Origin of the sequence: uncultured Gilvimarinus sp. (genome assembly GCF_963972205.1) — a bacterium.
GTDB classification, from domain to species: domain Bacteria; phylum Pseudomonadota; class Gammaproteobacteria; order Pseudomonadales; family Cellvibrionaceae; genus Gilvimarinus; species Gilvimarinus japonicus.
Genome location: NZ_CAXAUC010000002.1, coordinates 265675 through 278369 on the forward strand (window position 1 = coordinate 265675; position 12695 = coordinate 278369).

Annotated in this window: 16 protein-coding genes; 14 read left to right on the forward strand and 2 right to left on the reverse strand. The window is 54.1% G+C overall.

Translation table 11 applies throughout. From position 1 onward, the window contains the following. Positions 1–90: 90 nt before the first annotated feature. The gene (locus AACY82_RS05680; RefSeq protein ID WP_339615812.1) at positions 91–822 is read right to left on the reverse strand and encodes a 4'-phosphopantetheinyl transferase superfamily protein; all 732 of its coding nucleotides are present in this window, start codon (positions 820–822) and stop codon (positions 91–93) included. Between the two features lie 4 nt (positions 823–826). Further along, on the reverse strand, positions 827–1258 hold the full coding sequence (locus tag AACY82_RS05685; RefSeq protein ID WP_339615813.1) for a hypothetical protein: 432 nt from the start codon (positions 1256–1258) through the stop codon (positions 827–829). 40 nt (positions 1259–1298) lie between these two features. Between AACY82_RS05685 and AACY82_RS05690 the strand changes: the two genes are divergently transcribed. From AACY82_RS05690 to AACY82_RS05755, 14 genes are all read left to right on the forward strand, one after another. Beyond that, complete coding sequence (locus tag AACY82_RS05690) at positions 1299–1592, forward strand: hypothetical protein (RefSeq protein WP_339615814.1); 294 nt, start codon at positions 1299–1301, stop codon at positions 1590–1592. Positions 1593–1693: 101 nt separating this feature from the next. After that, positions 1694–2440: a beta-ketoacyl synthase chain length factor gene (locus AACY82_RS05695; protein WP_339615815.1), complete on the forward strand. Its 747-nt coding sequence runs from the start codon at positions 1694–1696 to the stop codon at positions 2438–2440. Next, positions 2430–3212 carry a lysophospholipid acyltransferase family protein gene (locus tag AACY82_RS05700; RefSeq protein ID WP_339615816.1) on the forward strand — a complete coding sequence of 261 codons (783 nt, stop codon included), beginning with the start codon at positions 2430–2432 and terminating at the stop codon, positions 3210–3212. Before AACY82_RS05695 ends, AACY82_RS05700 begins: the two co-directional genes overlap by 11 nt. Beyond that, the gene (locus tag AACY82_RS05705; protein ID WP_339615817.1) at positions 3205–3462 is read left to right on the forward strand and encodes a phosphopantetheine-binding protein; all 258 of its coding nucleotides are present in this window, start codon (positions 3205–3207) and stop codon (positions 3460–3462) included. The genes AACY82_RS05700 and AACY82_RS05705 overlap by 8 nt, the downstream gene beginning before the upstream one ends. Before the next feature lie 11 nt (positions 3463–3473). Beyond that, positions 3474–3722: an acyl carrier protein gene (locus AACY82_RS05710; RefSeq protein WP_339615818.1), complete on the forward strand. Its 249-nt coding sequence runs from the start codon at positions 3474–3476 to the stop codon at positions 3720–3722. Next, a complete protein-coding gene (locus tag AACY82_RS05715) occupies positions 3719–4279 on the forward strand; it encodes a hypothetical protein (protein WP_339615819.1) in 561 nt (186 codons plus the stop codon). Before AACY82_RS05710 ends, AACY82_RS05715 begins: the two co-directional genes overlap by 4 nt. Beyond that, positions 4276–5649: an AMP-binding protein gene (locus AACY82_RS05720; RefSeq protein ID WP_339615820.1), complete on the forward strand. Its 1374-nt coding sequence runs from the start codon at positions 4276–4278 to the stop codon at positions 5647–5649. Before AACY82_RS05715 ends, AACY82_RS05720 begins: the two co-directional genes overlap by 4 nt. Continuing rightward, a complete protein-coding gene (locus tag AACY82_RS05725) occupies positions 5649–5996 on the forward strand; it encodes a hypothetical protein (RefSeq protein WP_339615821.1) in 348 nt (115 codons plus the stop codon). The genes AACY82_RS05720 and AACY82_RS05725 overlap by 1 nt, the downstream gene beginning before the upstream one ends. Further along, the gene (locus AACY82_RS05730) at positions 5993–6760 is read left to right on the forward strand and encodes a glycosyltransferase family 2 protein (protein ID WP_339615822.1); all 768 of its coding nucleotides are present in this window, start codon (positions 5993–5995) and stop codon (positions 6758–6760) included. Before AACY82_RS05725 ends, AACY82_RS05730 begins: the two co-directional genes overlap by 4 nt. Beyond that, positions 6753–7703 (forward strand): hypothetical protein, encoded by a 951-nt coding sequence (locus AACY82_RS05735; protein WP_339615823.1) that lies wholly within the window; start codon positions 6753–6755, stop codon positions 7701–7703. The genes AACY82_RS05730 and AACY82_RS05735 overlap by 8 nt, the downstream gene beginning before the upstream one ends. Next, a complete protein-coding gene (locus tag AACY82_RS05740; protein ID WP_339615824.1) occupies positions 7693–9252 on the forward strand; it encodes an aromatic amino acid ammonia-lyase in 1560 nt (519 codons plus the stop codon). The genes AACY82_RS05735 and AACY82_RS05740 overlap by 11 nt, the downstream gene beginning before the upstream one ends. Then, complete coding sequence (locus AACY82_RS05745; protein ID WP_339615825.1) at positions 9242–9691, forward strand: thioesterase family protein; 450 nt, start codon at positions 9242–9244, stop codon at positions 9689–9691. The genes AACY82_RS05740 and AACY82_RS05745 overlap by 11 nt, the downstream gene beginning before the upstream one ends. Continuing rightward, positions 9684–10349 carry an outer membrane lipoprotein carrier protein LolA gene (locus AACY82_RS05750; RefSeq protein ID WP_339615826.1) on the forward strand — a complete coding sequence of 222 codons (666 nt, stop codon included), beginning with the start codon at positions 9684–9686 and terminating at the stop codon, positions 10347–10349. Before AACY82_RS05745 ends, AACY82_RS05750 begins: the two co-directional genes overlap by 8 nt. Positions 10350–10354: 5 nt before the next feature. Continuing rightward, positions 10355–12685, forward strand: coding sequence for an MMPL family transporter (locus AACY82_RS05755; protein ID WP_339615827.1), 2331 nt, complete (start codon positions 10355–10357; stop codon positions 12683–12685). The last annotated feature ends 10 nt before the right edge of the window (positions 12686–12695 follow it).

Genomic DNA, 12695 nt, shown 5'->3' on the forward strand with positions numbered 1-12695 from the left:
TCTGTCGGTTTTGCTGCATTTGGTATAGCTGTGTGGCTCTATCAGTGGGTCTTATCTGTGTAGTGTAGCTGACGGGCTACCGCTGTGTGCTTATTCTGCCAGCTGGTTATGAGAAAATAGCGTGATCTGGGGGCAGAGTGGTTGCCCCGCTCGTGCCAGCGCCATATGGAGACCCTCGATCCCCATAGGCTCGTGGTGGTAATACAATTGCCTGGGAAGCGTGTTGCGGCCGGTTTTACGGGCGAACTCTGGCTCGAAGTCAAAATACGCCGGCGGTTGTTGGCCTTCTGGTGCGATACGTACGCGGTTTAAACCCTCTGATATGCCCGTGCCCCGGGCTTTAAAAAAGGCCTCTTTCAGTGTCCAGAGTCGGTAAAACTCGCGGCTACGCGCTGGCTCATCGAGGGTCGAGAGCCGTTGGTGCTCACTTGGATGATAGTAGTGGCGGGCGATGGCCATGACATTGCGCGGCTTGCGTGGGTGCTCTAGGTCAATGCCGATAGCGCCCTCGGGAGCCACCGCTAAGGCGATCCAGTGGCCGCTGTGGCTCAGGCTAAAATGGGGTGCGTGTGGGTGTTCGAGTTTCGGTTTGCCGGCGCGGTTTGTTGTAAATCGAAGTTGCCCGGGCTTTTGGTGGCAGTAAGTGGCCAAAATGGTGCGCAGCAGTGCTCGCGCGCTTAAAAATCCGTACTTTTGTCGCTCGGTGCGGTAGCGCTGCATACGCGCGCGCTCGGTATCGCAAAGTCGCTTTAGCCAGAGCGTTGTCTGAGGCATGTTGGCAGTAAGTAGATCGGCCGGGCAAAGCCAGACGTTGGTTGGCATAGTCTTAAGGCTCGGCGGTCAAGGCGGTCAGTTGGCCGCTGAGAACGTCAGTGGCGCCGCAGGTTATATGGAACTGGCACATTGAGCTTGTAAGGTTACTGGCGAGCAGCTCAACGCGAATGGTTAAGGCGCCCGTATGTTCGTCGAGCCACTGGCAGCAAGGGGTTAGCTTGGATGCGGTGGCAATCATCCCCCTTTTGGGTGGCAGGTCTGGTTCTCTTAGGCGCGCGTGGGCGGCTAACGCTTGAGCGGCGTACTCGACACCGGCAAATACTGAAAGGCGGCCGTCATCGCGCAGTGGGTTGTCTCGCTCTATGTGTGACGTAGCGTGGCAGATAATATGGTGTTCGTCCCAAGCGGTGATAGAATCCACCAGCACCATGGGTGCTTGATGGGGGATCAGCTCGGCAATGTCGGGAATCAGTGTCGCAGTCATAGAGTCTATCGTTATCCGGTTAGTGAGGGCATGATAACCGATGTCAGAGCAATTTCGTGTTGATGAGTTCGCCGCCTGCGTGCAGGGGCATTTTGTCGGTTATCCGCTGGTGCCGGGTGCGTATTTATTGGGCAAAATACATGCTCACATAGTCAGCCGGTTTCCGGCGAATCCTGTGCTCGATATTAAAAAGGTTAAGTTTGTTGCCCCAGTATTACCGGGACAGCTGGTGCAGATAACGATCGACGACACCCGCTGGCCTAGGCTGAGCGTCCAGCTTAGCACTGAGCAAGGCCGAGTGTTAGAAGCTTCGGCAGTGCTCGCGGCCGGTTAAACATTCTCTCGGGATCATTACCAGTGTGCCAATAGCCTGCAAGGTGGTGTAAAATGTCGCCCGATTTGCCCGTTGTGGCGGGCGAGAGGAGATGACAATAATTGCGTGCATCAATGGTTGTGTGGGTATCAGAGGCTAGAGCTTGGGCGCCGGGCATAGAGACGCCTGCCGCGTGGTCTATCTGGTCAGATAATCCGCAGGCGGTGACGTCGAGCGAGCGCCCTGCCGCCGCGCAAGTGCCGGCGATGACACGGCGGCGGCTAACTCGCTGGGGGCGCCAAGCACTGGAAGTTGCGGGCCCTTGCGCCACTCGTTTGAATGTTGACACCCCAGTTATTTTTAGCTCCCGCCACGGAGATACGCAGCGTACGCTGGGGTTGCTCGAGGCGCTTGCGGCGGGCGACCCTTTGTCACCCAATGCCTTTAGTCTATCGGTGCACAACTCGGCGCTCGGGTTATTTACCATTTTGCATAAACTGCAAGCGCCCTCACTGGCGCTCGCCGCCGGCCGCGAGACTTTGGCTCACGCTTGGGTCGAAGCGGTTACTCACCTTGCGGCCGGTGCGCCGCGGGTGTTGTTGGTGCATACCGATGAGCCGCTGGCGGGCACTTATGAGCCGTTTATTGACGAACTCGACATCCCCGCCTCTATTGCCCTGGTGCTGGAGCGCAAGCCAACAGCGGGGGCGGTACCGGTTAGCTTGAGCTGCGAGTCTTTTACGGGGGTGCCCGATAATCGCTCGCTGTTGTTGGCTTTTTTAGCTTGGTGGTTTTCGTTTGAGCCCAAATTGCATTATGGTGCAGGCGACAAAAGGTGGTGCTGGGAACGCCTCGACCATGTGGCTTAAGCGACGTCTGGACCGGCTTTGGCGAATCAGTGCAACGGGCTTCTGTTTTGGCTTTTTTTTCGTAGGCGGTCTGCTGCAATCTTTGCTGGTGTTTCCGGTGGTATATGGCTTGCCTGGCAGCAAAGCTAAAAAGGCGCGGCGGGTACGGGCGATACAGCAAAAAACCTTTGCCCGGTTTGTTCAGCTTATGCAGTTGTTCGGTTTGATTCGGGTAAGGTTGCACAATACCGAGCTGTTAGCGCAGTCGCCGGGTTGCCTGGTGATCGCCAACCATCCGACCTTGATCGATGTTGTGATTTTGTTTGCTAATTTGCCCCGTGCAAATTGTGTAGTGAAGGGCGAATTATGGCGCAACCGGTATTTAAAAGGGGTGATGCGGGCAGCTGGTTTTATCAGTAACGACAGCGGCGAGCAGTTGCTACAAGGCTGTCGTCAGGCGCTCGACTCTGGCGAGGCTGTGCTGATTTTTCCGGAGGGCTCGCGTACCGCCCCCGGTGAGGCGCCTAGATTTAAGCGCGGCTTGGCTAATATTGCGGTGCGCACCGGCGCGCCGATACTGACAGCGTTTATAACCTGCAACCCATTGACCTTGACCAAAGGGGCGCCTTGGTATCGGATTCCGCCGCGCCGCGCTGATATCGATGTTTATTTTGCCGAGCTATTGCAGCCGCAGGCGCTAGTTGACGATTTTGCTGATAAGCCTCGTGCAGCGCGACTGTTGACTAGGCATTTAGAAAATTATTTTGAGGAAGGGTTAAAGCGTTATGGCTGATACAGCTGAAGAGATTAAACAGATGATCATTGATGAGCTGGAGCTAGAGGATATTAGTACGGCTGATATCGCTACCGACGCGCCGCTGTTTGGCGATGGTTTGGGGCTCGACTCTATCGATGCGCTGGAGCTCGGCTTGGCATTGCAAAAGCGCTTTAATGTTAAAATTGATGCAAATTCTGAGCAGAACAAAGAGCACTTTCGCAGTGTCGCCTCGCTGCGCGATTTTGTTTTGGCGCAACAAAGTTAAACGAGAGTTTCATGACTAAAGACGAAATATATTCAGAGCTAAAAGCGGTTCTGGTTCAATCTTTTATGATCGACGAAGGCGACATCTCTTTGGACGCCGATCTGTATACTGATTTGGACTTTGACAGTATTGATGCTATCGACCTAGCGGCAAAAATCCATAGTGTTACCGGTAAGCAGTTAAAGCCCGAGCAGTTTAAAGGGGTTCGCACCATTGGCGATGCGGTTAATGTTGTCGATGAGCTTATGAGAAACGGTTGATGCGCGGGTTGGGAGTAGTAATTGCGTTATTACTCCTGCTGTACCCGCTGCTGGTGTATTTTGGTACTCAGTGGCTAGAGCCCCGCTGGTTGGGGTTGTTGTTTGCCAGCGTTTATTTGCTTCGTTTGATTGTCGTTGCGCGTCGTTGCTGGCAGCGACTACTGTTAATAGGCGCAATGTTTCTGGGCGCTGGTATATTGTGGTGGGTTAACAGCGAGACCTTGCTAAAGCTGTTGCCGGTTTTTATTAACCTAGGGCTGGCGAGTTATTTTGCGTATACCCTTTGGTGTCCGCCTAGTATCCCGACTCGCGTTGCTACCTTAGAATATCACGGTAATTTACCCCCGGTGGTCGAGCGGTACACAATCGCAATTACGCGTTTGTGGTGTGGGTTTTTTATCGTAAATGCCAGCGTTGCTTTGGCAACTGCACTGTTTTTTAGTCGCGAAGTCTGGACACTTTACAATGGCCTGATTGCCTACATTGCCATAGGGCTGCTGTTTGCGTTTGAGTATGGTTACCGAATATTGATTTTTCACAAAAAACACGGGTTATGAACACCTCGGTTAATGTCAGGGATGTCGTTTTGGCGGGCGGTAAGCAAACGCTTGCGTGGCGCTCGAAGGCCGCTATTAACGGCGATGAGCTACGCGCTCAGGTGCTGCTTCTGGCGCGCGCACTTGCACGTCTGGACGCGCACTCTATAGCTTTGTGGCTCCCCGATAGTTACGATTTTTTAGCGGCCTTTTTAGCGCTCGCGTTGGCGGGTAAACGCATCGTTTTGCCTCATACCTTGCAAGCGGGCGCCAGTGTGCAAATGGCCGAACATTTTGATGCGTTATTGGCGTATGAGCCTCAGCCTGCGCTTACTTGTCCGCAGTACTCCCCCTCTGAGCTAATGGCCCGTGGTCTGCTCGAACCCGAGCGGGAGTATTCTTGCCATAATCCGGTTGCCATTACTCTATTTACGTCTGGCTCTACCGGCGCGCCGCAGCCGGTGCATAAAACCTTGCAAGAGCTGGAAGCGGAGGTGGCGGTGCTGGCCCACGATTTTCCGAGTGTCGGTGCGAGCCCCGTGATTGCCAGCGTGTCCCATCATCATATTTACGGTTTGCTGCATGTGCTCTTGTGGCCGTTGTATCGCGGTGCACCGTTTGTGGTCGAGCCGGTGCAATTCCCAGAGGATCTGATCGAGCAACTGTCCCGGTATGGCCCGGCGGTGTGGGTTGCAAGCCCGACGCATTTGGCGCGTATCCCTCAGTCTACGGTGTTTGTTGCCTCCGCCCCGCTTTTGTTGGAGGTATTCTCCTCTGGCGGCTTACTGTCTGAGCGGGCCGCCGCCGGACTTACCGCCAAGCTTGCTCGCTCGCCCGTTGAGGTGTTGGGCAGTACCGAGACTGGCGGTGTGGCATGGCGGCGCCAGAGCGACTCACCGCGCTGGCGCGCTTTGCACGAGGTTGAATTAGCGCAATCGGCGCGCGGTTGCCTGCTGGTGCGCAGTAGCCATCTGAATTTGCCCGACGCCTTTGAGATGGGCGATAAAATTGCAACGCTTGACGGACACGGTTTTGAACTCTTGGGCCGGGTCGATACGGTTGTTAAGGTGGAGGGCAAGCGCTTGTCTTTGACGGAGCTGGAGGCGCGTCTTAGCGAATCACCCTTAATCGACCAAGCTCGTGCGGCGGTGGTTCGCGGTCGGCGCGATGAAGTGGGCGTTGTGGCAACGCTAACAGAGGCGGGGGCACAGGCGCTTGAGCGCAGCGGCAAACATAAGTTGAACACCCAATTGCGACATTACTTGTCAGGCTTTTTTGATCGACCCTTGATCCCCAGGCGCTGGCGTTATCTTGAACACATGCCGAGCAACGCTCAAGGAAAGGTTTTAATGGCTGATATTGTTCGCTGTTTAGAGGAGCGTCATTCGTAATGCAGTTGCCCGAGCCTATTGCTGTTCAGCAGCGCGCCGACGAATTTATCTTGACGCTAGAGCTGCAACCTCAAGAGCCGTGTTTTGCCGGTCATTTTGAGGGGCTGCCGGTGTTGGCGGGTGTTATTCAGGTGGGCTGGGTAATCGCTTACGCCGAGCGTTTTTTACAGCAGCGTTTTGAGTTTTTGGGATTGGCCTCCAATAAATTTTTACAACTGGTACGCCCGCCGGTGAGCTTACAGTTAACGGTGCAGTATCAGCCTGAGCACAAACGTTTAAAGTTTGTGTATCGCATGCCAAATGGTGTCTGTTCTCGTGGCGCGATCAATGTTCAGGAGATGTCGTGAACGAGACTGACGTTAAGTGTTGTGCGGTTATCCCAGTTTACAAGCACGCGCATGTAGTAGAGCCTTGTGTACGTCAGTTGCGGGCGCAAGGTGTTACTTGTGTGTTGGTCAACGATGGCGGCGATGCTGATGCCAGCGCTACGTTGCGTCGGTTGTGCGATGACACCGGCAGTGAGCTGTGTGAGCAGTTTCCCAACGGCGGCAAAGGCAGTGCGGTACTGCTGGGTATGCAGCACGCGCAGCGCTTAGGTTTTACTCACGCGCTGCAAATCGATGCTGATGGCCAGCATGAGGTGAGCGATGCTCCTAAGCTAATAGCAATGGCTACTCGGCATCCGCAGGCGGTTATTTCGGGTGTGCCTCAGTACGACCAGTCAGTGCCCAGGCTGCGGTTGTATTGCCGATACTTAACTCACGTTTGGGTTTGGATAGAAACTCTATCGTTTGATATTCGCGACTCTATGTGTGGTTTTAGAGTGTATCCGTTAGCGCCGACGCTAACACTTGCCCGCGCGGTGACACTCGGTTCGCGTATGGATTTTGATACCGAAGTGTTGGTGCGTTTGCACTGGCGTGGCGTCACAATCATGAGCGTTCCTACCCGGGTGGTGTATCCCGAGCACGGCATTTCTAATTTTCGATTGTGGGGCGATAATGTGGCGATTAGCTGGATGCACACTCGTTTAGTCTTGGGCATGCTGGTGCGTTCGCCGATGTTGTTGGCGCGCAAAGTGCGCCGTAGTTTTGGGGGCGTTTATGACTGACCCCCATTGGTCCGAAGCGCGCGAGCGCGGCAGCGCTTGGGGTATGCAGCTATTGTTTTCGGTGTACCGCTTTGGTGGCCGGATTCTGGTGTATCCGGTGGTGTGCATTATTGTCTCGTATTTTTATCTAACGCGCGCCTCGGTGCGGCGCCACTCGGCGCGTTATCTGGCAAGGGCGACCGGGCATAAAGCCCGTGCGTTGCAAGTGTGGCGTCATCACTTGGCGTTTGCCCGGGCCTTAATGGATCGGCTCGATGCTTGGATGGGGCGTATTCAGCGTAAAGATGTCGATTTTCCAGGGCACCAAACACTGCGCCAATTGCAGGCGGATAAAAAGGGTGGTGTATTACTTGGCGCGCATTTTGGCAACTTAGAAATGTGTCGCGCGGTGGTAGAGAACGACGGCTCGCTTAAACTCAATGTTATTTTGCACAACGCCAATACCGCCAAGTTTAATAAAGTGGTGGAGCGCGCAAGTCAGCGCTCGGGCGTGCGTTTGATTCAGGTTGATGATATTACCCCGGCCACTGCCATGATGCTGAAAGCCAAGCTCGACGAAGGTGAATTTTTAATTCTATTGGCCGATCGTTTGCCACCGGGCAATACCCAGCGATATTTTTCAGCCCCGTTTCTTGGCGCTCAGGCTCGTTTTCCGACGGGGCCATTTTGGCTGGCTTTGTTGCTTGATGCCCCGGTATTTTTTATGGCGGGGTTTGACACTGGCAGTGGCTATCGCGCCCGGCTGGTGCCACTGCGTGAAGCGGGCCGGGTACGTCGTTCTGAGCGCGACCGCGCCTGTCAGACAATGCTCGCCGACTACATCGAACAGCTTGAACAGTTGTGCCGCGCCTACCCGTTACAGTGGTTTAATTTTTTCGATTACTGGGGCGATGAGCGCTCCGCTGAAAACAGCACCAGGAGTGATGTAACCAATGAGCAATAAGCAATCAGCCAACGCGATCGAATTTGGTGCTCGACACATCACCATTGAGGATATTGTTGCCATTGCCCAAGGTGATGGCGCACGCTTAACCGATGATCCCGCCACCCGCGAGCGGATTAATGCCAGTGCGCGATTTGTGCGCGACTTGTGGCGTGAAGAGGGCGTTATTTACGGTGTGACAACCGGCTACGGTGACTCCTGTACTGTGTCTATTCCACCGCATTTGGTTGAGGAGTTGCCACTGCATTTAACGCGTTTTCACGGCTGTGGTATGGGGCGTGAGTTTGATCCGACCCACGGTCGCGCTATTTTAGCCGCCCGTTTGGCCTCTTTGTGCAAAGGCTATTCTGGCGTGCGCGAAGAGTTGTTAGAGCAGTTGGTCAGTTATATTAATAACGACATTGTCCCTGTCGTCCCCGAGGAGGGCTCGGTGGGGGCCAGCGGTGATTTAACACCGCTGTCGTACGTTGCTGCTGCTTTAATTGGCGAGCGAGAGGTGTATGTTAATGGTCGCAAGCGCGCCACCGCTGAGGTTTTACAAGAGCACAATTTAACCCCGTTAAAATTGATGCCGAAAGAAGGCTTGGCCATTATGAACGGCACGGCGGTTATGACCGCCGTCGCCTGTTTGGCCTTTGAGCGCGCGCAGTATCTGGCCCGCCTAGCCACTCGGGTAACTGCTATGGTGAGTGTGGCATTAAAGGGCAACACCAATCACTTTGATGCACGTCTGTTTGCGGTTAAGCCGCATCCGGGGCAGGGGCAAATTGCCGCCTGGATTCACTCGGACTTAAACGCCCACGAGGTAGAGCGCAATTCCGATCGTCTGCAAGATCGCTACTCGGTGCGCTGCGCGCCGCACATTATTGGTGTGCTGCAAGACTCTTTACCTTGGTTGCGTCAGTTTATTGAAACCGAGCTAAACAGCGCCAATGACAACCCAATTATTGATGGCGAGGGTGAACATGTGCTGCACGGCGGGCACTTTTACGGTGGCCACATTGCGTTTGCGATGGATTCGTTAAAGGTCGCCGTCGCCAATTTAGCTGACCTGATTGACCGGCAAATGGCGCTGTTAATGGACGTCAAATTTAACAATGGCTTGCCCTCTAATTTGTCTGGTGCGAGCGCCGAGCGAGCGATGATTAATCATGGCTTTAAGGCCGTGCAAATTGGCACCTCAGCTTGGACCGCCGAGGCGCTAAAAAACACCATGCCGGCCAGTGTGTTTTCTCGCTCGACCGAGTGTCACAACCAAGATAAAGTCAGTATGGGCACTATCGCAGCGCGCGATTGCGAGCGGGTGTTGGAGCTTACCGAGCAAGTCGTTGCCGCTGGTGTTTTGGCGGCAACCCAAGCGCTGCACTTGCGACAGCAACAACCGGATTTTGATCAGGCCGCGATTACCGCACCGCTAGCCAGTATGATGGCTCAGGTGCGCGAGGACTTTGATATTGTCTCCGAAGATCGGCCGCTGGAGGGTGTGCTACGCCAAACGGTAGAGGCTATTCGCGCGCAGCGCTGGGAGCTTTACCCCAATGAGCAATAGTGCTCCGCTTGTGCAAGCCAGTGTTGAGCTGCGTGTGCCCTTTTACGATGTCGATAGTATGGATATCGTCTGGCACGGCAATTACTTAAAATATTTCGAAGACGCGCGCTGCGCGCTATTGGATAAGATCGCTTACAACTACACAGCCATGCGCGAGTCAGGGTATGGCTTTCCGGTGGTAGATGTTCGTTTGAAATATGTTAAGCCCGCCACGTTTAATCGCACCATTCGGGTCGATGCGACGTTAGTTGAATCTGATGTGCGGCTAAAAATCGACTATCGAATTATTGATATTGCAACGGATACGGTATTGACTAAGGGCTATAGCATACAAGTTGCGGTGGCGCGCGATACCGGTGAGATGTGTTTTACCTTGCCCGATATTTTTCGGCAAAAGCTTCGAGTGTTTGCCGGGCAGAAGGGAGAAATAAATGAGTGATTTAATTGAGTGGCGCGCCAGAAAATCCGTTGTTCTGGCAAAGGTGTTGGGTTTTTGTTTGTGTGTTTGGTCGTGCGTGGGTGTGGCCCAAGGGGTATTTGATCATCCGGTGCAAGCAGGCAGTGCTGAGGCAGAATCGCTGGACGTTATCGCCGACGAATTGCGGCAAAATCTACCGGTCAGCGGTGCTATTAAGCAGCAAAAGCATTTAGCCATCTTACGCGAGCCGATGGTGTCTAAAGGGGCGTTTACGTTGGCCGCTGACGGTGATTTGCAATGGCGTATCACTGAGCCATTTGCGGTTGCCTATTCGATGGCCGCTGGCGAGTTGACGCGAGAAATGGATGGCAAAAGCGAAACTATTACCGCGTCGGCCGAGCCTGCATTGTACGGCTTTTTTCAGTTGTTCGGGCGTTTGTTTGACTTAAGTTTGCAAGATTTAAACAGTTATTTCTCGGTTTACTTGTTAACGGCGGCCGAGGCCGGAGAGCATTGGGTGATTGGTTTGACGCCGCAGGATTCGCGTTTGCAAAAAGTGCTGTCGCACATTGTTGTACAGGGCGAAGACGGCATGATTGACCAGGTTACGCTCACCGAGCCCGGGGAGGACTACACTGTATTGTATTTTTCTTATGCAGCCGCTGACGAGACAGAGTAACCCCGGTGAATAGCTTGTCTCTGGCGCGGCGCTTAAGTGGCTTTTGGCTTTTGGTGATGTTGGCCTTAATGGTTTGGCAGCTGCCTAAGCTCGCTCTTAATAGCAATATCTTGGCGCTGTTTCCCGACGCTGACTCACGCAGCGCTGAGACGCGTGTTGAGCAGGCGTTTTCGGCGCGCTTTGAACGTCGGGTGGTACTCTTGTTTGGCGCGGATGACGAAGTGTTAGCCCGCAAAACATTACCGTTTTTGACTGAAACGTTACGTCAGTGCGATTGTTTTGAGGTTGCTGCTGCCGATAGCCAGGTGGGTTTGCTGGATCAGTTTTATCGTGGTCACAACGCATCGTTGTTAACTAAGGCTTGGCGCGACAAACTGAGCAACCTAACGCCTAATCAGTTGGTTGACCAAGCCCAGCGGCGTTTGTTAACGCGCCCCGGCGGTATGAGTGCCCAATCGCTTATTAATGATCCTCTTGGCTCTTTGTCCGATTTTAGCCGCGCTACTGCCCCCAGCACCAATATCCGTCTCGATCAGGCGGGTAATGCTTATATTTCACTTGATGAGCGCCGGTACTACGTAATACCGCTAGAACTTAATGGCTCGCCTTTTAATGTTTCACTGCAAAATCGGGCCCGCAAGGCACTGGCACGCGCTGCAAGCCGTTGGGCAGATTTACCCGGCGCCGATGTACTTAAAACCGGTGCGCTGTTTTATACCTTGGCGGGTACTGATCAAGCACGACAAGAAATCTCTACCGTGGGCGCGGGCTCGCTGCTGGGTATTATCCTTTTATTATTGCTGGTGTTTCGCTCTCCGGCGTTGTTGCTATTGGCCTTTGTGCCGTTAATCACCGGGGTATTGGCCGGCCTTGCGGTTAGCGCGTTGGTATTTGGCGCAGTACACGTGATGGCATTGGTGTTTGGCGCAGCGTTGGTGGGTGTGGCCATCGATTACAGTTTGCATTATTTCGCCGCGCGCATGGCGACTGGGCGCCAGTGGGTGGTCAGTGAAGGCAGCCGCCGATTACTGCCGCCGTTAGTGCTTGGTTTGGCCACCAGTGTTGTGGGTTATCTCAGTTTTATGGCGGCCGGTTTTCCGGGCTTTAGCCAAATTGCGGTGGTATCGAGCGCGGGGTTGGTGACGGCATTGGCCACTGTTTTGTTCTGTTATCCGAGCTTATTGGCCAAAGCGCCTAAGCGAGCTATGCCGACTTACTTGCAGCGTTTGGTGCGAGGTTTGAGTCGGGCCCACGAGTACATACTGCAACCGCTGGCCCGTCCCGGCTGGTTGCTCTTGGTTTTATTACTGCTTATTGGTTGGCTGAGTTTAGCCCCTACCAGTGACAGTATTCGCCAAATGCAGCGCCCCAATCCGGCGCTGGTGCAAATGGAAACGCGGGTGCGTGAGAGTTTGGGGGCGGGCGCAGCGCTGCAATATGTTTTACTGCAAGCGCCGAGCGACACGGTGTTAATGCATCGCCTTGAAAAAGCCGCCGAGCGTTTGCAAACACTGCAAGAGGCGTCGGTTTTAGACGGCTTTGATGCTCTGACCCGAGTGTTGCCTTCGCCGCGCCAGCAGCAGGAAAATCGTGCGCTTTGGCAAAGCGCGGTGGTCGATGCCGGGGTGCTGGAAGAGCTTGCCCAGCGTTTACAGCTAACCGATAGCGCCTATCAACAAATGCTTGATGCCAGTGCAACATCAAACACGATTACTCTAAAAGCTTTGCAACCGGTGTTGATGGAGCGGCCCGATTTACCCCTGTATTTTGTCGAGGAGGGTTTGCATTACAGTGCGATAAGCCTAACTGCACCGCGTGAGTTAGATACCATCAAACAGGCATTAGCGGGGGTTGAGGGCGTCACACTGGTTGACCCTGTGGCGCGCACCGACCGCTTGCTGCAGCACTATCGTCATAGCGCCACCGGTTTGTTGTTGCTCGCTTACGGCGTGATTGCTTTGTTGTTGGCGCGTCGCTACGGTGCGCCGGGTGCCTTGATGGTGATTTTGCCGCCCGCGCTTGCCAGTGCCGTTAGTTTGGCACTCATCAGTGCGCTGGGGCAGGCGTTGAATGTTTTTAATATGATGGCGCTGTTGCTGGTGTTAGGTATTGGTATTGATTACACCTTGTTTTTGCGCGAGGCGCACTCAGAGCAGTTGGGCACCCGTTTGGCCATTGGTTTATCGACCTTGACGACCGTGCTATCGTTCGGCCTTTTAGCGCTATCGGCCACCGCCGCTATTCACAGTTTTGGCCTGACGGTACTGATTGGCATTTTATTGGCGTATTTTCTGGCGCCGCTGGTCGTGCTGGCACGGACAACAACAAAAGCGTAATGGAATCTTT

Coding starts and splice junctions, on each gene's coding strand:
- AACY82_RS05735 (WP_339615823.1), top strand. CDS start 6,753: ATGACTGACCCCCATTGGTCCGAAGCGCGCGAGCGCGGCAGCGCTTGG.
- AACY82_RS05685 (WP_339615813.1), bottom strand. CDS start 1,258: ATGACTGCGACACTGATTCCCGACATTGCCGAGCTGATCCCCCATCAA.
- AACY82_RS05690 (WP_339615814.1), top strand. CDS start 1,299: ATGTCAGAGCAATTTCGTGTTGATGAGTTCGCCGCCTGCGTGCAGGGG.
- AACY82_RS05725 (WP_339615821.1), top strand. CDS start 5,649: ATGCAGTTGCCCGAGCCTATTGCTGTTCAGCAGCGCGCCGACGAATTT.
- AACY82_RS05745 (WP_339615825.1), top strand. CDS start 9,242: ATGAGCAATAGTGCTCCGCTTGTGCAAGCCAGTGTTGAGCTGCGTGTG.
- AACY82_RS05740 (WP_339615824.1), top strand. CDS start 7,693: ATGAGCAATAAGCAATCAGCCAACGCGATCGAATTTGGTGCTCGACAC.
- AACY82_RS05720 (WP_339615820.1), top strand. CDS start 4,276: ATGAACACCTCGGTTAATGTCAGGGATGTCGTTTTGGCGGGCGGTAAG.
- AACY82_RS05680 (WP_339615812.1), bottom strand. CDS start 822: ATGCCAACCAACGTCTGGCTTTGCCCGGCCGATCTACTTACTGCCAAC.
- AACY82_RS05710 (WP_339615818.1), top strand. CDS start 3,474: ATGACTAAAGACGAAATATATTCAGAGCTAAAAGCGGTTCTGGTTCAA.
- AACY82_RS05705 (WP_339615817.1), top strand. CDS start 3,205: ATGGCTGATACAGCTGAAGAGATTAAACAGATGATCATTGATGAGCTG.
- AACY82_RS05750 (WP_339615826.1), top strand. CDS start 9,684: ATGAGTGATTTAATTGAGTGGCGCGCCAGAAAATCCGTTGTTCTGGCA.
- AACY82_RS05700 (WP_339615816.1), top strand. CDS start 2,430: ATGTGGCTTAAGCGACGTCTGGACCGGCTTTGGCGAATCAGTGCAACG.